Raw genomic sequence first — 15,607 nt, 5'->3', positions numbered from 1 at the left:
CAATCAACAAAAATGGAGTTTATTTTATGAAGATGAATGTTACGGATGTATGTCAAATCTGTTTCGGGACTTTTAATGAAAATGATCATGAAAATCTTCGATGTCATGATAAAGTATTTCTCTCGTGTCATGAGACTCATGCCTTTGGAAGAAAATGCATTGCTCAATGGTTTGACCAATCTAAGAAATGTCCTATTTGTAGATTTGAAGAGCCGTCATTTATTCTTGAGAATATGCCTCCTGCTCGTCCATTGCATGAACGGGTAATCAGAAAAATTTCTCAAATTGCTAATTATACTTTTATTAGTGCTGCTAGCTCTGCTCTTACTGCAGCAACCTTTATTGGTGCCTTCGGCGCTATTAGCCTCGGCACTGGTTTGGCTGGGACTGTTGCTGTTGACTCTGCTTTGGCTGCTGGTGTAAGTACAGCTATTGTAACTGGATCTGCTTTTGGAGCGGGAAATAGCTTGGCTGACTTACGACCTTTCGGGTTGGCAGGTGCGGCTATTGGCTTTGCCTGTTGTCCTGTAGCTTTTGGAAGTTATAGCTACCTTGCTGCTTCTCATTTTGCTGGTTTTACTGTTGGTGCACTCGTTGGCGGAACTTGGCCCTTAACTAATCTACACCCATAAAGAAACGCGAAGACTGGTCACACCCAACAAAGTCGTCATGACTTTTATAACCGCTGATGAAGTGGAGGTCAGGCTCCTGGAAGGACGAATTGACTGTCAGGCAGATTGATTAGTTAAAGTAGAATTGACCCTCGAAGTTGGTCAGTCCACTTAAAGCACTGGATGTGGAATTCTCGATGGGTGTCCAGATATTTGAACAGAGATGGAGTTTATTTTCGATGAATGTTGCGGATGTATGTCAAATCTGTTTCGAGTCTTTTAATGAAAATGATAATGAAGATCTTCGATGTGATGATAAAGTAGTTCTCCCGTGTCATGAGACTCATGTCTTTGGAAGAAAATGCATTGCTCAATGGTTTGACCGATCTAAGAAATGTCCTATTTGTAGGTCTGAAGTGCCGTCATTTATCCTTGAGAGTATGCCTCTTACTCGTTCATTGCGTGAACGGGTAATCAGAAAAGTTTCTCAAATTGCTACTGATGTTTTTATTTGTGCTGCTAGCTCTGCTATCACTTCGGCAATCTTTATTGGTGCCTCCGGCATTATTGACCTTGAGACTGGTGATGTTGAGTCTGCCCTGGCTGCTGGTGTAAGTACAGCCATTGCAACTGGATCTGTTTTTGGAGCGGCAAATAGCCTGGCTGACTTAAAACTTTTCGCGTTTACGGGTGCGGTTATTGGCGTTGCCGGTTGTCCTATAGCTTTTGCAATTTATGGCTACCTTTCTGCTTCTCATTTTGCTGGTTTTGCTACTGGTGCATACGTTTGCGGAGTTTGGTCCAGTATTAGTTCTCATCTGGGTCCATAAGGCTCCTGGAATATTGATTTTCAATTCACGCAAACCCCTCACCAGGCTGAGCTTGTTGCAAAAGTAGCGAGAAAAGCACAGCACTTTTTCGACAGCCTTTTTACGTCGGAGGTATGTTCAGGTACAGGCTCAAAATCAGGGTCAGACTGGTCATGACATCCAACACAGTACTCGTGACTTTGGTACCCTCTGATGAAATCGAGGACTGGTTAAAAGGAGCAACAGCGGACGAATCGACTGTCAGGTCGGTCATAGCACCCAACATAGTTGTCATGACTTTTGTACCTGCTGATGAAGTGGATGTATTGTCAAAAGGAGAAACAGAGGACGAATTGACTGTCAGACTGGTCATGGCATCCAACAAAGTCGTCATGACACCTGCTGATGAAGTGGAGGCCTGCCCAGAAGGAGTAACAGAGGACGAATAGACTGTCGGGCAGGCTGATGAGTTAAAGTAGAATTGACCCTCGAAGTTGGCCATTCCAATTAAAGCAGTGGCTGTGGAATTCTCGATGGGTGTCGGGAAATACAGGCAGTCTGATGAGTTAAAGAAGAATTGACCCTCGTAGTTGGTCAGTCCACTTAAAGCACTGGTTGTGGAATTCTCGATGGGTGTCCAGGTATTCAATGCGATATTCACATGCTGGGAAAATGTAAGTGGGCCGGTAGTTGCATTGCCTGGATTCACGAAGCTTTCGCAATTATATGCCCAAACCAGTGGATCTGTGCTTTTAATGCTGTATTCATGCTGCTCTTGTCGCCAGAGTTTGACTGCCTGAAAGTGGTTGCAAGTGAGGGCTAGGTCAACGATTCCTTTGATATCTAAAGCTGTATTTTTTACCCGGATCTGATTGCCCACGAGTACATAAAAAGGAGGTTCTTCACTGGTATCCGAATGACCGACAAGAGAGAAACCAAATTTTTCTTTTTTATATCCCGGCGACACAGTTTCGAACAAAATTTCACCTGCATTGTCAATGTCGATCTCGTTTCCAGAGATATCGATACTGCTTCCCGGTCCAATATGTAACTCAGCCACCCACCCCATCTTGCCCTGGAATTTGTTCCCATAAACACCGATCGCCATGAACCGTTTATTGATGGCGGGAAGTTTAACAAATAGCCCTCCATTGGGAATACAGTCGCGGCGCCATGATTCGATGGTATCACCAGTCACCATGTTATTGGCAAAAATCAGGCTCGGACCCTGGTGCCTAAAATCGACAGATGCATCCAGAGGAAGTCTGCAATCAATTCTAACTCCGTTCTGGCAATTGAGATTGAATACGTTGTCTTCTACAAACAGTCTCCGGTTAATACAACGTACTGTAATAATGCCAATTGGATTGCGGCCATTAGGTGCAGTTGGCTGGAAAGTAATGTGTCTTATACGGCTGTCCATTGTTTCATCGAAACTAAAGTACTTAAGGGACCCGAACGTGATCATATATGAATCTGTATAACTTTCATCAGGCGAGATGACGATTTCGTAACCTTCATTTGGAGCCCCGATGATGTCCTGACCATCCTTCAAAACTATTTCACTGTCAATTAGATACACAACCGGAATTTTACCTGATGAGGGGGTAATAACGGATGGAGAAAGCGTTGCGCCAGAAGCAGTTTCGGAAGAGAGCAATATAACGGTGTTCTTTGGAACCTCATTTATAAACTTACCTAAATTCTCTGAAGAGTTGGTACTGAGAACGATACACTGTCGTCCGCTAACAAGGTCTTTATAATCGTTTAGCCGCTGATGAACCCCTGTCGTCTGACCTTTAAGAGAATCGCATGGTACCCTTAGAGGAGGGCTTGCAGGAGAATAGGTTGTAGGAACATCGGTTGTAGGAGCAGCAGTTGTAGGAACATCGGTTGCAGGAACAGCGGTTGTAGGAACAGCGGTTATAGGAACAGCGGTTATAGGAACATCGGTTGTAGGAGCAGCGGTTGTAGGAACATCGGTTGTAGGAACAGCGGTTATAGGAACATCGGTTGAAGGAACATCGGTTGAAGGAACATCGGTTGTAGGAGCACCGGTTGTAGGAACAGCGGTTGAAGGAACATCGGTTGTAGGAACAGCGGTTGTAGGAACAGCGGTTGTAGGAACAGCGGTTGTAGGAACAGCGGTTGCAGGAGCAGCGGTTGTAGGAACAGCGGTTATAGGAGCAGCGGTTGTAGGAACATCGGTTGTAGGAGCAGCGGTTGTAGGAGTAGGAACATCGGTTGTAGGAACAGCGGTTGTAGCAACATCGGTTGAAGGAACAGCGGTTGTAGGAGCACCGGTTATAGGAACAGCGGTTGTAGGAGCACCGGTTATAGGAACATCGGTTGTAGGAGCACCGGTTGTAGGCAGACTGGTCATGACATCCAACACAGTGCTCGTGACTTTGGTACCCTCTGATGAAGTCGAGGACTGGTAAAAAGGAGTAACAGAGGACGAATTGACGGTCAGGTTGGTCATAACACCCAACATAGTTGTCATGACTTTTGTACCTGCTGATGAAGTGGAGGCATTGTTAAAAGGAGAAACAGAGGACGAATTGACTGTCAGACTGGTCATAGCATCCAACAAAGTCGTCATGACACCTGCAGATGAAGTGGAGGCCTGCCCAGAAGGAGTAACAGAGGACAAATCGACTGTCAGACTGGTCATGGCACCCAACAGAGTCGTCATGACTTTTGTATCTGCTGATGAAGTGGAGGCCTGCCCGGAAGGAGTAACAGGGGACAAATTGACTGTCAGGCAGACTGATGAGTTAAAGTAGAATTGACCCTCGAGGTTGGTGAGTCCACTTAAAGCACTGGCTGTGGAATTCTCGATGGGTGTCCAGATATTCACAATCTCGGAAAGTGTGGTTGGGCCGACAGTTGCCATGCTTGAATTCGTGAATCTTTCGCAATTACCCACCAATGATAATGGATCTGTGGTTTTAATGCTGTATTCATGCTGCTCTTGTCGCCAGAGTTTGACCGCTTGAAAGTGGTTGCAAGCGAGGGCCAGCTGAACGATTCCTTTGATATCTAAAGCTGTATTTTTTACCCTGATCTGATTGCCCACAAGATTATAAACAGGAGGTTCTTCATTGGTATCCGAATGACCGACAAGAGAGAAACCAAATTTTTCTTTTTTAAATACCGGCGACACAATTTCCCACAAAATCTCACCAGCATTGTCAATGTCAACCATGTTTCTAAAGATATCGATACTGCTTCCCGGTCCAATATGTAACTCAGCCACCCACCCCATATTGCCCTGGAATGTGTTCCCGTTAACAGCAATCCTTTTTGACTGGTTTTTGATGGCGGGAAGTTTAATAAATAGCCCTCCATCGGGAATATAGTCGCCGCCCCATGATTCGATGGTATCAGCAGTAACCCTGTTATTGGTGAACATCAGGGCCGGACCCTGGTGCAAATCATTAACAGATGCATTCAGAGGAAGTCTGCAATCAATTCTAACTCCGGTCTGGCAATTAAGATTGAATACGTTGTTTTCTACAATCAGTCTCCGGTTAATACAACGTGCTGTAATAATAGGACCAATTGGTTTGCGGCCATTAGGTGCAGTTGGCTGGAAAGTAATGTGTCTTATATGGCTGTCTTTTGTTTCATTGAAACTAAAGTAGTTAAAGGACCCAAACTTGATCATATATAAATCTGTATAAGTTGCATCAGGCGAGATGACGATTTCGTAACCTTCATTTGGAGCCCCGATAATGTCCTGACCATCCTTCAAAACTATTTCACTGTCAATTAGATACACAACCGGGATTTTACCTGATGAGGGGGTAATAACGGATGGAGAAAGCGTTGCGCCAGAAGCAGTTTCGGAAGAGAGCAATATAACGGTGTTCTTTGGAACCTCATTTAGCAACTTACTTAAATTCTCTGAAGAGTTGGTACTGAGAACAATGCACTGTCGTCCCCTAACAAGGTTTGAATATTGGTTTAGCCGTTGATAAACCCCTGTCGTCTGACCTTTAAGAGAATCGCATGGTACCCTTAGAGGAGGGCTTGCAGGAGAATAGGTTGTAGGAACATCGGTTGTAGGAACATCGGTTGTAGGAGCACCGGTTGTAGGAACAGCGGTTGTAGGAGCAGCGGTTGTAGGAACAGCGGTTATAGGAACATCGGTTGAAGGAACATCGGTTGTAGGAACATCGGTTGTAGGAACATCGGTTGTAGGAACATCGGTTGTAGGAACATCGGTTGTAGGAACATCGGTTGTGGGAACAGCGGTTGAAGGAACATCGGTTGTAGGAACAGCGGTTATAGGAACATCGGTTGAAGGAACATCGGTTGTGGGAACAGCGGTTGAAGGAACAGCGGTTGAAGGAACATCGGTTGTAGGAACATCGGTTGAAGGAACATCGGTTGTAGGAACATCGGTTGTAGGAACATCGGTTGTAGGAACATCGGTTGTAGGAGCAGCGGTTGTAGCAACAGCGGTTATAGGAACAGCGGTTGTAGGAGCAGCGGTTGTAGGAACAGCGGTTATAGGAACTTCGGTTGAAGGAACATCGGTTGTAGGAACATCGGTTGAAGGAACATCGGTTGTAGGAACATCGGTTGTAGGAACATCGGTTGAAGGAACATCGGTTGTAGGAACATCGGTTGTAGGAGCAGCGGTTGTAGCAACAGCGGTTATAGGAACAGCGGTTGTAGGAACAGCGGTTGTAGGAACATCGGTTGTAGGAGCATCGGTTGTAGGAGCATCGGTTGTAGGAGCATCGGTTGTAGGAACATCGGTTGTAGGAACAGCGGTTATAGGAACAGCGGTTGTAGATTGAGTGGTGATCTGAGCTTGCAGGCTAAGAGTCTTTAAGAGAAATAGAGGAGGGATTAAAAAAGCAAAACAGCGCTGAAAATCAATCATTTCCATGGTTCCTTATAAGACGTCTATAGGGAACCTAGTGTAGTGCATCATTGTGTTTTGAGATTAATCGAAATCGACGGTTCACACGAACCACATTATCCAATGAAACGGAAGAATACCCATCTTGGGGTTTTACGCTCATTCGATAACGTGTTGACCATCCGTGGCGATAGCACGTTGAAAATCACTGAACCAGGAAATGAATAAGTGATTATTTGCTGTCACTCATGAGCCCAGACCCACATTATTCTTCTGCAACACCTGCTCAGCACGATAGCTCGAACGCACCAGGGCACCGGCTACGACTTCAACAAAACCTCTTTCCAGGCCCCACTGACGATACTTCTCAAACTCTTGAGGGGTCACGTAACGCTCAATAGGTAAATGGTTTTTGGTAGGCTGAAGATACTGCCCCAGGGTCAGGATATCGCAATCAATGGCCCTGAGATCATCCATGGTCTCAATTATCTCTTCCTCGGTTTCACCCAGACCCAGCATCAGACTAGTTTTAGTGAGTACGTCTGGACGATATTTTTTGGAGTGGGCCAGAACATTGAGCGTCTGCTCGTAGCTGGCACGCGGGTCACGAACAGGATGTGTCAGTCGTTTAACGGTTTCAACATTTTGGGCAAAAACGGCAATACCACTGTCGACCACCGTTTCAACATCGACCAGAACACCGAGAAAATCCGGTGTCAGTGCTTCAACGTCGGTTTCAGGATTAACTTCCTTTACACGTTTTACGACGGCGGCATAGTGACCGGCACCGCCATCTTCCAGATCATCACGGTTAACAGAGGTCAGAACCAGGTATTTCAGGTTCATCAGTTTTACGCTGTTGGCCGTATGGTCTGGCTCATCTTTATCCAGCCAGCCTTTGGGGTTACCAGTATTCACCGCACAGAAGCGACAGGCACGGGTACAAACATCACCCATCAGCATGATAGTGGCGGTACCCGAACTCCAGCATTCATTAATGTTGGGGCACATGGCTTCTTCACAAACGGTACTCAGCTTGTGCTCATGAACCGTCCCTTTGACTTCTTTGAACTTACTGCCGTACCTGGGCTTGATTCTCAACCACTCCGGCTTGCGCATAAAAGGCTGAACCGCTTCATCGGAGCGATTGCTGGCCTTGATGCCATTCTTGATGGCGGTAATGCCTTTTTCATTGACGAATTTCTCGCCACTCTGAATAGTAACAGCCGGAATCTGGACGGTTGGAATCAGGTTGCTATCGGTCATAGAGTCCCAGTCATGTTGGTCGGTTGTACCGGTTTGTGAAGCCGTTCGTTCACTCACTCGAATTTGAAGAGAGATTGCTCAGGCCTCCTGAACCAGATCAAACTCTGTTGCTTCCTTTACTGTCTGAGCCTCATTATACCCAAGTTCCTCCATAAGGCACTCAAGTAAGCGATTGCTCACTTCATTCCATTGCACAGGATTTTGAAATTCCCTGAGCTGGGCGACCTTCAGATCCTTGTAACCGCAGGGGTTGATACGGGTAAAGGGCTCCAGATCCATATCCAGATTGAAACTCAGTCCATGATAACTTTTCATCTGTCTGAATCGCAGCCCCAGGGCGGCAATTTTTGCTCCATCAATGTAAACGCCGGGAGCGTCAGGTCTGGCACAGGATTCAATACCATAGCTTGACAGTACTTTGATGATGGCCCTCTCAATAGCTGACACCACCTGCCTGGGACCACTGCCTGAGCGGCGAACATCCATCAGCAGGTAGACCACCAGCTGACCCGGACCGTGATAAGTGACCTGACCTCCACGGTCCACCTGGACCACAGGAATATCTCCGGGTGCCAGGACATGTTCAGGCTTGCCGGCCTGACCCTGAGTAAAGACAGGGTCGTGCTCGACAAACCAGAACTCATCATCCGTCTGCTCATCTCTGCGTTCGGTGAATGCTTTCATGGCCTCAAAAACAGGCTCATAAGGCTGCCTGCCCAAGTAGCGGATGTTCAGTTTCATCAAAGTACCATTTGCACCCGGCCGGTCGCTTTCAAATCTTCGAAGATCGCTTTCAGCTGAGATTCTCCGGTGGCCCGAATAGTCACCATAACCGAGGTGTATTTGCCAGTTCGACTCTCTTTCAGCCGGAAGTTGCCATCGTAATCCGGTGCATGCTGCTTGACGATAGCGCAGACAACCTTCTGAAAATCGACAGCGGCATTACCCACAATACGGATCTCGTAATCGCAGGGAAATTCAATTTTTGGCGCTTCTTGATCGGTCATTTTTTACACTGATGATAAATGAAATACCTTCAGATTCTGCGAGCCTGAAGGTATGGGCATTTCACTCACTGCTGCCACTGAATGTTCAGGACAGTCCTTTAAAGAACAGCACGATACTATCCCACAGACGTTTGAAGAAGCCACCACGCTCTATCGCAGTCTCTGCTCTGAGAGGGACTTCTTTGATAATTTCATCATCGATAGTCACTTTCAGTGTACCCAGCTGCTGGCCAGCTTCAACAGGGGCTTCAACAATTGGATCAATATTCAGAGTCGCTTTCAGCTTCTTACCCGTATGCCTGGGCACTGTGACAATCAGATCCTTGTCGATGGCAACGTCTACCTGATCTTGTGTGCCTTTCCAGACCTTCACAGTTTCAAGCGTTACGCCACCTTTTTTAACATCAACATTTTCGAAGAAACGGAAACCATAGGTCAGCAGTTTCTGTGCCTCCGCAGCACGCTGCTTCTCACCTCTGGCACCCAGAATAACAGTAATCAGACGACGCCCATCGCGCTTTGCGGTAGCTGCCAGACCAAAACCACTGGCCTCAATGTGCCCTGTTTTCAGACCATCAACATTAGGGTTAGTCCATAACAGACGGTTTCGGTTGGGCTGACGACGCAGTGGCTTACCGGTTTTTTTGTTGGTACCGTATTGATAATACTTCTGAGCATAAAGCTCGTAATACTCAGGGTAATCCTTGACGATATGGCGAGACAGTATCGCAAGATCCCTTGCAGAGGAATAGTGATCAGGCGCAGGCCAGCCCGATGCATTGACAAAATTGGAGTTAATCATCCCCAGTCGCTCGGCGGTATTGTTCATCAGCTCGGCAAAGGCGTCTTCACTGCCGGCAACATGTTCAGCGATGGCGACACTGGCGTCGTTACCGGAGACGATAATAATACCTTTCAACAGCTCCTGTACCGGAACCCGCTCACCCACCTCAATGAACATGGTTGAGCCGCCCATTTTCCAGGCTTTTTCGCTGATCAGCACTTCATCATCACGATGAATATTGCCTGACGCCAGCTCAACCTCGGCAATGTAAGCAGTCATCATTTTGGTTAGGCTGGCAGGGTGAAAAGGGTCATCCGCATTCTCGGAGGCCAGAATCTCACCGCTGTCGGCATCCATCAATATAAAACTGTTGGCAGCAATCTTGGGTGCCGCAGGAATCAGGGCAGCGGCTTCAGCATAAACTGCGCCGGTTGCCAGAATAAATAGCATGGACACCCATCCGGCTAACCTTTTCAATCGCTCATGGTTGGCCCGGACAGGATTTAATCGTTTGATCATTATAGAAATTAGCTCTGAAATTCACTGTTGCTGGCCATTATAATGTTACCGACTAAGGAGTTTAAGAGAAGCATTGAAAATAGAATGTAATATGCTCATTGCCTGATCAGTGAAAGTCTGTCAGGCCACACTGGAATATCGGTCTGGCCGACTAAAAAGACTGACTCAAACTACTTCCCGGAAGCCTCAGTAACCTCTTCGTAAATCAGGTAAGGCACGTCAAAATCGCCTTCATCCAGCTTCTCAAGGAGTTCTTCAAGATGCTCAATCGTTTGCACCGGCCCAATCCTGACTCGGTAAAAAGGATCAGGCTCCTCTTCCCCTTTCACCACTCTGATATCACTGCCTATGGTCTCAGCCACCTGTCGACGCAATATCTGGGCATAGTGATAATTCTTCAGCGCAGCCAGTTGTACAAAGAGCAGTTGATTATTACCGCTCCCGCTAACCGCTTCATTGCCTTTGGCGGCAGCAAGAGACCTGACATCTATCCCCTCTACCAACACATCAGTCACTCCTTTCTTAGCGAACCCCAGCTTAACGGCAGCAGCATAAGAGAGGTCTATAATCCGATCGCCGTGGAATGGTCCGCGATCATTGACCCGAAGTACAACCGACTTGCCATTGTGACTGTTAGTGACCTTGACATAGGAAGGCAGGGGCAAAGTCTTGTGTGCCGCAGTCATACCGTAGAGATCGTAAACTTCACCGTTAGCCGTCTGCTTGCCATGAAACTTGGTGCCATACCATGAGGCCTTGCCCTTTTCCTGATAGCCTTTGGCACTCTTCATAGGGGTATAGGTCACATCATTGAGTTCATAGGGAGAATCCTTGAACTGACCATCATGGGTGACAGGAATCGCATCAGGAATCTGACTGACATCCCTTTTCTCAGTGGGAGGCCCGTCCTCAACGGTGACACAACCGTTCAAGAGGAAAAAGGTCAGTCCCACAAGGCTTCCTGCTATAGATCTTGCTCTGATTATCGATTTCATAGGATATGGTGCTTTAACGTTATTCTGCCTGAGATCGGGAGCCTGAAGGAATACCCGCGAGACAAAGAAGAAAACCGCTTTTATGACTCAGGCATAAAAACGGTACCTTCACTGATGAACCGGGAGGATCAGACTATTCAGACTGCTTTCCTGCTAATGTCTTCGCAGACTTTGACGCTGATGTTATATAGCCTGTTTTTACATCACTTGCTAGCTGATAAACCGCCATTGCATAAAGCTTGCTGCGGTTATAAGTCGTGATGACATAAAAATTATGCATCCCCAGCCAGTACTCCGGCCCCTTGTCACCTTCAAGCTTGATAGCAGCAGCCTTGGCGGTCTCTGGTAAAAGAGCTTCAGGATGCCAGCCAGAACCTTCAAGCTGCTTTAGAGTTTTTTGCGGTCTGACCGAATCAGACACAGCTTTCTCATATTTGGTTCCGGTAACCTTAGCTTTACTGACAATAGGCTTGCCAACTTTCCAGCCGTTTTCCCGGAGATAGTTAGCAACGCTGGCAATTGCATCTTCTTCATGCTTCCAGATGTTGGACTGACCATCACCGGTATAATCTACTGCATAAGCCCTGTAACTGGAGGGCATAAACTGGGGTATACCCATGGCTCCGGCATAAGAGCCGGTCAGGTCTGAAGCATCCAGCTCCTGTTCACGGGTCAGAATCAGAAACTCCTTCAGCTGCTGTGTGAAAAACTTGCTTCGCGGAGGGTAATCAAAACTCAGGGTAGAAAGAGCATCAAGAACCTTAAACCCACCGGTCTGTCGACCATAGTATGTCTCTACTCCGATAATGGCGACTATAACATCTGCAGGCACACCATACTCTTTTTCAACTCTTGAGAGTGTTTTCTCGTGAGCCTCCCAGAAGTCCACGCCAAGGTCTACTCGCTCCGGGGTCATGAAAATTTTCCGGTAGTCTTTCCACTCCAGACGTTTCTCGGCAGGTCTGCTGATCAACTCAAGCACTCTTTCAGACTTGTTTGCCTTACCCAGAATGTCTTGCAGTTCCTTACGGGAAAACTGTTCGTTCTTCACCAGATCATCAATGAACGCCTTCACCTCCGGTTGAAGTGCATAGTCAGGCTGATTATCGACCACCTTTTCAGCACCGGCCGTTACCGATCCTGAAAGAAGACAGCCGCTGAATAATATGCCCGCCGTCATGAGTCGAAATGTCGGCAGTCCTAAAAATTCTTTTACCATTCTTAAGGCCATAAACCCTCCCTGCTACTACTCAAGTGAATGTCGTTAGCTGATATAACTTCATACGGGATAATGTCTACTCTACAGCAGTCATGAAGAGACAACTAGCATACCGGCGCAGTTTAAGTTAAATGTCGTTTTCTCAGTGCAGAAAAACCGATCTAAGGAACTCTCCCGTGAGATTGAAAGGATCTTAAGATATCGCTCCCTGCGGCAGGGACTCACCGGAGAGTCTTCCTGCCTGTCAGAGTCTGATAAGGGAGAAAGAGTTTTGTGAAGGACATTGACCTGACCGGCAATAGTCGTTGCCCGCAGGACGCCCTTAGACTGAAGTGGTCGCATGACGAACATTCCAGACCCTACAAAAAACGGGTCGATTCTCATTATAGCTCATGCAAACAGCATCTAACGTAAAACAGAGCCAGCAAGCCTGCATAATAATCTCCATGCTCATCACGGGAGTTAGAAAGCACAACTGGCATAACTTATGGAAAAAAGCTTTCTCTGTGATTATCGACTTTGCCCCAGAAACGTTTTATGAGTGTGTATCGACATCAACAGACCAAAGCCAGCCATCAGAGTAGCCAGCGAGGTCCCTCCCCGGCTGACCAGAGGCAGAGGTACCCCGACCACGGGGAGCAGGCCGCTCACCATACCAATATTAACGAAGATGTAGACAAAAAACGTCAGTGTAATACTACCTGCGAGCAGTCTGCCAAACAGAGTCTGAGCCTTGAGCGTTATAAACAGGCCTCGACCAATAATCAGTGCGTATAATGCCAGAAGAACCAGACACCCCATCAGGCCGAACTCTTCTGCCAGCACTGCAATAATAAAATCAGTATGACTTTCCGGCAGAAAATCCAGATGCGACTGAGTTCCCAAAAGCCAGCCCTTGCCGTATAGCCCACCCGATCCTATGGCAATTTTTGACTGGATAATATTCCAGCCCGCACCCCAGGGATCACTCTGGGGATTGAGAAAGGTTAATACCCGCTGCTTCTGATAATTGAGCATGACAAAGTGCCAGAAGCCCCAAACAGAAGGAACAGCCAGCATAATGGCAGAAAAAATCAGCCGTTTCCTCAACCCGGCCAGCAATAATATAAACAGACCTGAAGCACCAATCAGCAGGGAGGTCCCCAGGTCGGGCTGCCTGGCAATCAACACGACCGGAATACCAATCAGAATCAGTACCAGCGCAATATCTTTTAGAGAAGGTGGCAACTGTCGTTTCGAAAGATAACTCGCCACCACAATCGGCATAATCAGCTTGATGATTTCTGAGGGCTGAAACCGTATGAAAGGCAATTGAATCCAACGCTGTGCGCCCTTGGAATGAATGCCCAGAAACAGCACAGCGACCAAGAGAATGACACCGCCAACATATATCCATGGTGACAACCGCATCAGCAGTCGGGGTGAAACCTGGGCAATGATGATCATTCCAACAAAACCAATGAGCATATAGACGGCCTGTCGAATAACAATGCTCATATCCTGTCCACTGGCACTGTATAGAACGAACAGACCGGCTCCACAAACAATGACCACAAACCCTGTCAGCATAAAGTCGATATGCAGACGCTCTGACCAGTCCGGTGCCCTGTGAAAGCCCTGTCCTTCATTCAGCTGACGAACAAAATCCTGGCCGGTCATTGTGCGGTCCCCTTGTTTTCAGCACTGGTTTTCTCCTGTTCGGCCCTGGCGAGTTTGGGAAGGAGATAAAAGTCCATCACCTCCCGGGCTATGTTGGCAGCACCATTATTGTTCTCCAATACCACAGCCATCGCTATCTGGGGATCTTCAACAGGCGCAAAGGCCACAAAAAGACTATGGTCCCGCTCGAATTCCTTGAGTTTCTCAGCATCATATTCTTCACCCTGAGGAATACTGACCACTTGGGCAGTACCTGTTTTTCCTGCCATTCGATACTTCAGGCCACGACCAATTCGCCAGTAAGCCGTGCCCCGATTGTAACTGACCACTTTTTCCATAGCATTGATGACCAACCCCCAATGCTGGTCATCCAGCTCAATGTCGTCCCCCCATTCGGGGCTTTGCAATTCCGGAATGTCTTCTTTCACCAGACGAGGCTCAACATGTTTCCCCCGGTTGGCAATCAGGGTAACCAGTTCTGCTAATTGCATGGGAGTCGTCAGCATGTAGCCCTGGCCAATGATGGCAATCACAGTTTCCCCGGGATACCAGGGCTGACCATAAGCGCCTTGTTTCCACTCTGTTGAAGGCAGCAAACCTGCTCTTTCTTCATGAATGTCAATACCGCTACTGCGCCCCATCCCGAACTGGCTGAGAAAATCATGGAGACGGTCAATCCCCATTTTTTCAGCCACCTTGTAGAAAAAAGTATCGTTGGAACGCAGGATTGCCCGATTCAGATCAATCCAGCCGTCACCCTTTCGGTTCCAGTTACGGAAACGGTGCTCACTGCCCGGAAGTTGGAACCAACCTTTGTCATAGATTTTGTCATTCTTATCCACCACGTTATTGTCCAGCAGACCCAGAGCTACCAGAGGCTTGATCGTGGAAGCCGGCGGGTACTCACCCAATGTCGCACGATTATAGAGCGGCTTTTCGATGTCCGTATTCAGATCATTGAAAGTAGCGTAATCGATTCCGGTCACAAACAGATTGGGATCGAACGCCGGATTACTGACCATAGCCATGACACCACCAGTTTTGGGATCCAGAGCCACCACGGACCCCCTTCTTCCCTGCATTGCCTGAATAGCTGCATTTTGCAGATCGGTATCAATAAACAGCTGCAAATCTTTGCCAGGGATGGGATTAACCCGGTTCAGAACCCTGGTCACCCGACCACGGGCATTGACTTCAACTTCCTGGTAGCCCGGCTTACCTAAGAGTACAGGCTCATAAAAACGTTCCAGACCGATCTTACCGACAGTGTATGTGCCGTTATAAAGAGCCGGATCGAGGTTTTTTAACTCACGCTCGTTGATTCGCCCCACATAACCGACACTATGGGCGAAAGCGTCGCTTTCAGGGTATTCACGAACCAGTTCGGCATTAATCTCGACACCCGGCAGGCGAAACTGGTTTACAGCAATCAGCGCAACCTGCTCGTCGTTCAGCCGAAATTTGAGGGGGACCGATTCAAAAGGCCTGCGTCGTTTTATCTGCTGCAGGAAACGACTGCGCTCAGTCTCGGTAACAGTAATTAACCGGGCAATCTCGTCGAGCAGCTGATCAAGATCTTCTACGCGCTCCCGAACAATAGCCAGTGTCTGACTGGAGCGGTTGGTTGCCAGCAATCGGTTATTTCGGTCATAGATCAGTCCCCGAACCGGAGGCACTGTCTGCAAAAGAACACGGTTTTCTTCCGACTGGGTGGCCAGTTCATCGTATTGAACCACCTGCAGATAGAAAAGTCTGGAAATCAGCACCATGACTAAAAGGATCGTGAAGACCAGTGCTAACCAGACTCGAATGCTGACAATCCGTTGCTCTGCTTTGTGGTCCTTTAAGGTATTCACCGGCAT

11 protein-coding genes are annotated in these 15,607 nt (G+C 47.5%); 2 read left to right on the top strand and 9 right to left on the bottom strand.

Features of this window, described 5'->3' with window-relative positions:
- Positions 1-26 precede the first annotated feature (26 nt).
- Together ACO6VG_RS11995 and ACO6VG_RS11990 are read left to right on the top strand one after the other, a co-directional pair.
- The gene (locus ACO6VG_RS11995) at positions 27-632 is read left to right on the top strand and encodes an RING finger domain-containing protein (RefSeq protein WP_422411306.1); all 606 of its coding nucleotides are present in this window, start codon (positions 27-29) and stop codon (positions 630-632) included.
- Positions 633-850: 218 nt separating this feature from the next.
- Positions 851-1,441, top strand: coding sequence for an RING finger domain-containing protein (locus ACO6VG_RS11990; protein ID WP_422474081.1), 591 nt, complete (start codon positions 851-853; stop codon positions 1,439-1,441).
- Positions 1,442-5,421: 3,980 nt separating this feature from the next.
- On the opposite strand, the gene ACO6VG_RS11985 is transcribed toward ACO6VG_RS11990, so the two are convergent.
- The 9 genes from ACO6VG_RS11985 to mrdA all read right to left on the bottom strand — a co-directional run bounded on the left by ACO6VG_RS11985 (position 5,422) and on the right by mrdA (position 15,607).
- On the bottom strand, positions 5,422-6,228 hold the full coding sequence (locus tag ACO6VG_RS11985) for a hypothetical protein (protein WP_422476281.1): 807 nt from the start codon (positions 6,226-6,228) through the stop codon (positions 5,422-5,424).
- 314 nt (positions 6,229-6,542) lie between these two features.
- Positions 6,543-7,562 carry a lipoyl synthase gene (gene lipA, locus ACO6VG_RS11980; protein ID WP_422137073.1) on the bottom strand — a complete coding sequence of 340 codons (1,020 nt, stop codon included), beginning with the start codon at positions 7,560-7,562 and terminating at the stop codon, positions 6,543-6,545.
- Positions 7,563-7,640: 78 nt separating this feature from the next.
- Positions 7,641-8,303 (bottom strand): lipoyl(octanoyl) transferase LipB, encoded by a 663-nt coding sequence (gene lipB / locus ACO6VG_RS11975; protein ID WP_422474079.1) that lies wholly within the window; start codon positions 8,301-8,303, stop codon positions 7,641-7,643.
- Positions 8,303-8,569 carry an HP0495 family protein gene (locus ACO6VG_RS11970; protein WP_422132487.1) on the bottom strand — a complete coding sequence of 89 codons (267 nt, stop codon included), beginning with the start codon at positions 8,567-8,569 and terminating at the stop codon, positions 8,303-8,305. Before ACO6VG_RS11970 ends, lipB begins: the two co-directional genes overlap by 1 nt.
- Positions 8,570-8,654: 85 nt before the next feature.
- Positions 8,655-9,872 (bottom strand): D-alanyl-D-alanine carboxypeptidase family protein, encoded by a 1,218-nt coding sequence (locus tag ACO6VG_RS11965; protein ID WP_422474077.1) that lies wholly within the window; start codon positions 9,870-9,872, stop codon positions 8,655-8,657.
- Between the two features lie 170 nt (positions 9,873-10,042).
- Positions 10,043-10,825, bottom strand: a complete 783-nt coding sequence (locus tag ACO6VG_RS11960; protein ID WP_422132485.1) for a septal ring lytic transglycosylase RlpA family protein — start codon at positions 10,823-10,825, stop codon at positions 10,043-10,045.
- A gap of 175 nt (positions 10,826-11,000) precedes the next feature.
- Positions 11,001-12,098, bottom strand: coding sequence for a lytic murein transglycosylase B (gene mltB, locus ACO6VG_RS11955; protein WP_422132484.1), 1,098 nt, complete (start codon positions 12,096-12,098; stop codon positions 11,001-11,003).
- A 498-nt stretch (positions 12,099-12,596) separates the two neighbouring features.
- Positions 12,597-13,745, bottom strand: a complete 1,149-nt coding sequence (gene rodA, locus ACO6VG_RS11950) for a rod shape-determining protein RodA (protein ID WP_422132483.1) — start codon at positions 13,743-13,745, stop codon at positions 12,597-12,599.
- A complete protein-coding gene (mrdA, locus tag ACO6VG_RS11945) occupies positions 13,742-15,607 on the bottom strand; it encodes a penicillin-binding protein 2 (RefSeq protein ID WP_422132482.1) in 1,866 nt (621 codons plus the stop codon). The genes rodA and mrdA overlap by 4 nt, the downstream gene beginning before the upstream one ends.

The sequence above is a fragment of the Endozoicomonas sp. ALB032 genome, from assembly GCF_049310125.1.
Lineage (GTDB): Bacteria > Pseudomonadota > Gammaproteobacteria > Pseudomonadales > Endozoicomonadaceae > Endozoicomonas_A.
Note: the sequence above shows the minus strand (reverse complement) of the source record. Positions and strands in the feature narration are given on the sequence as shown.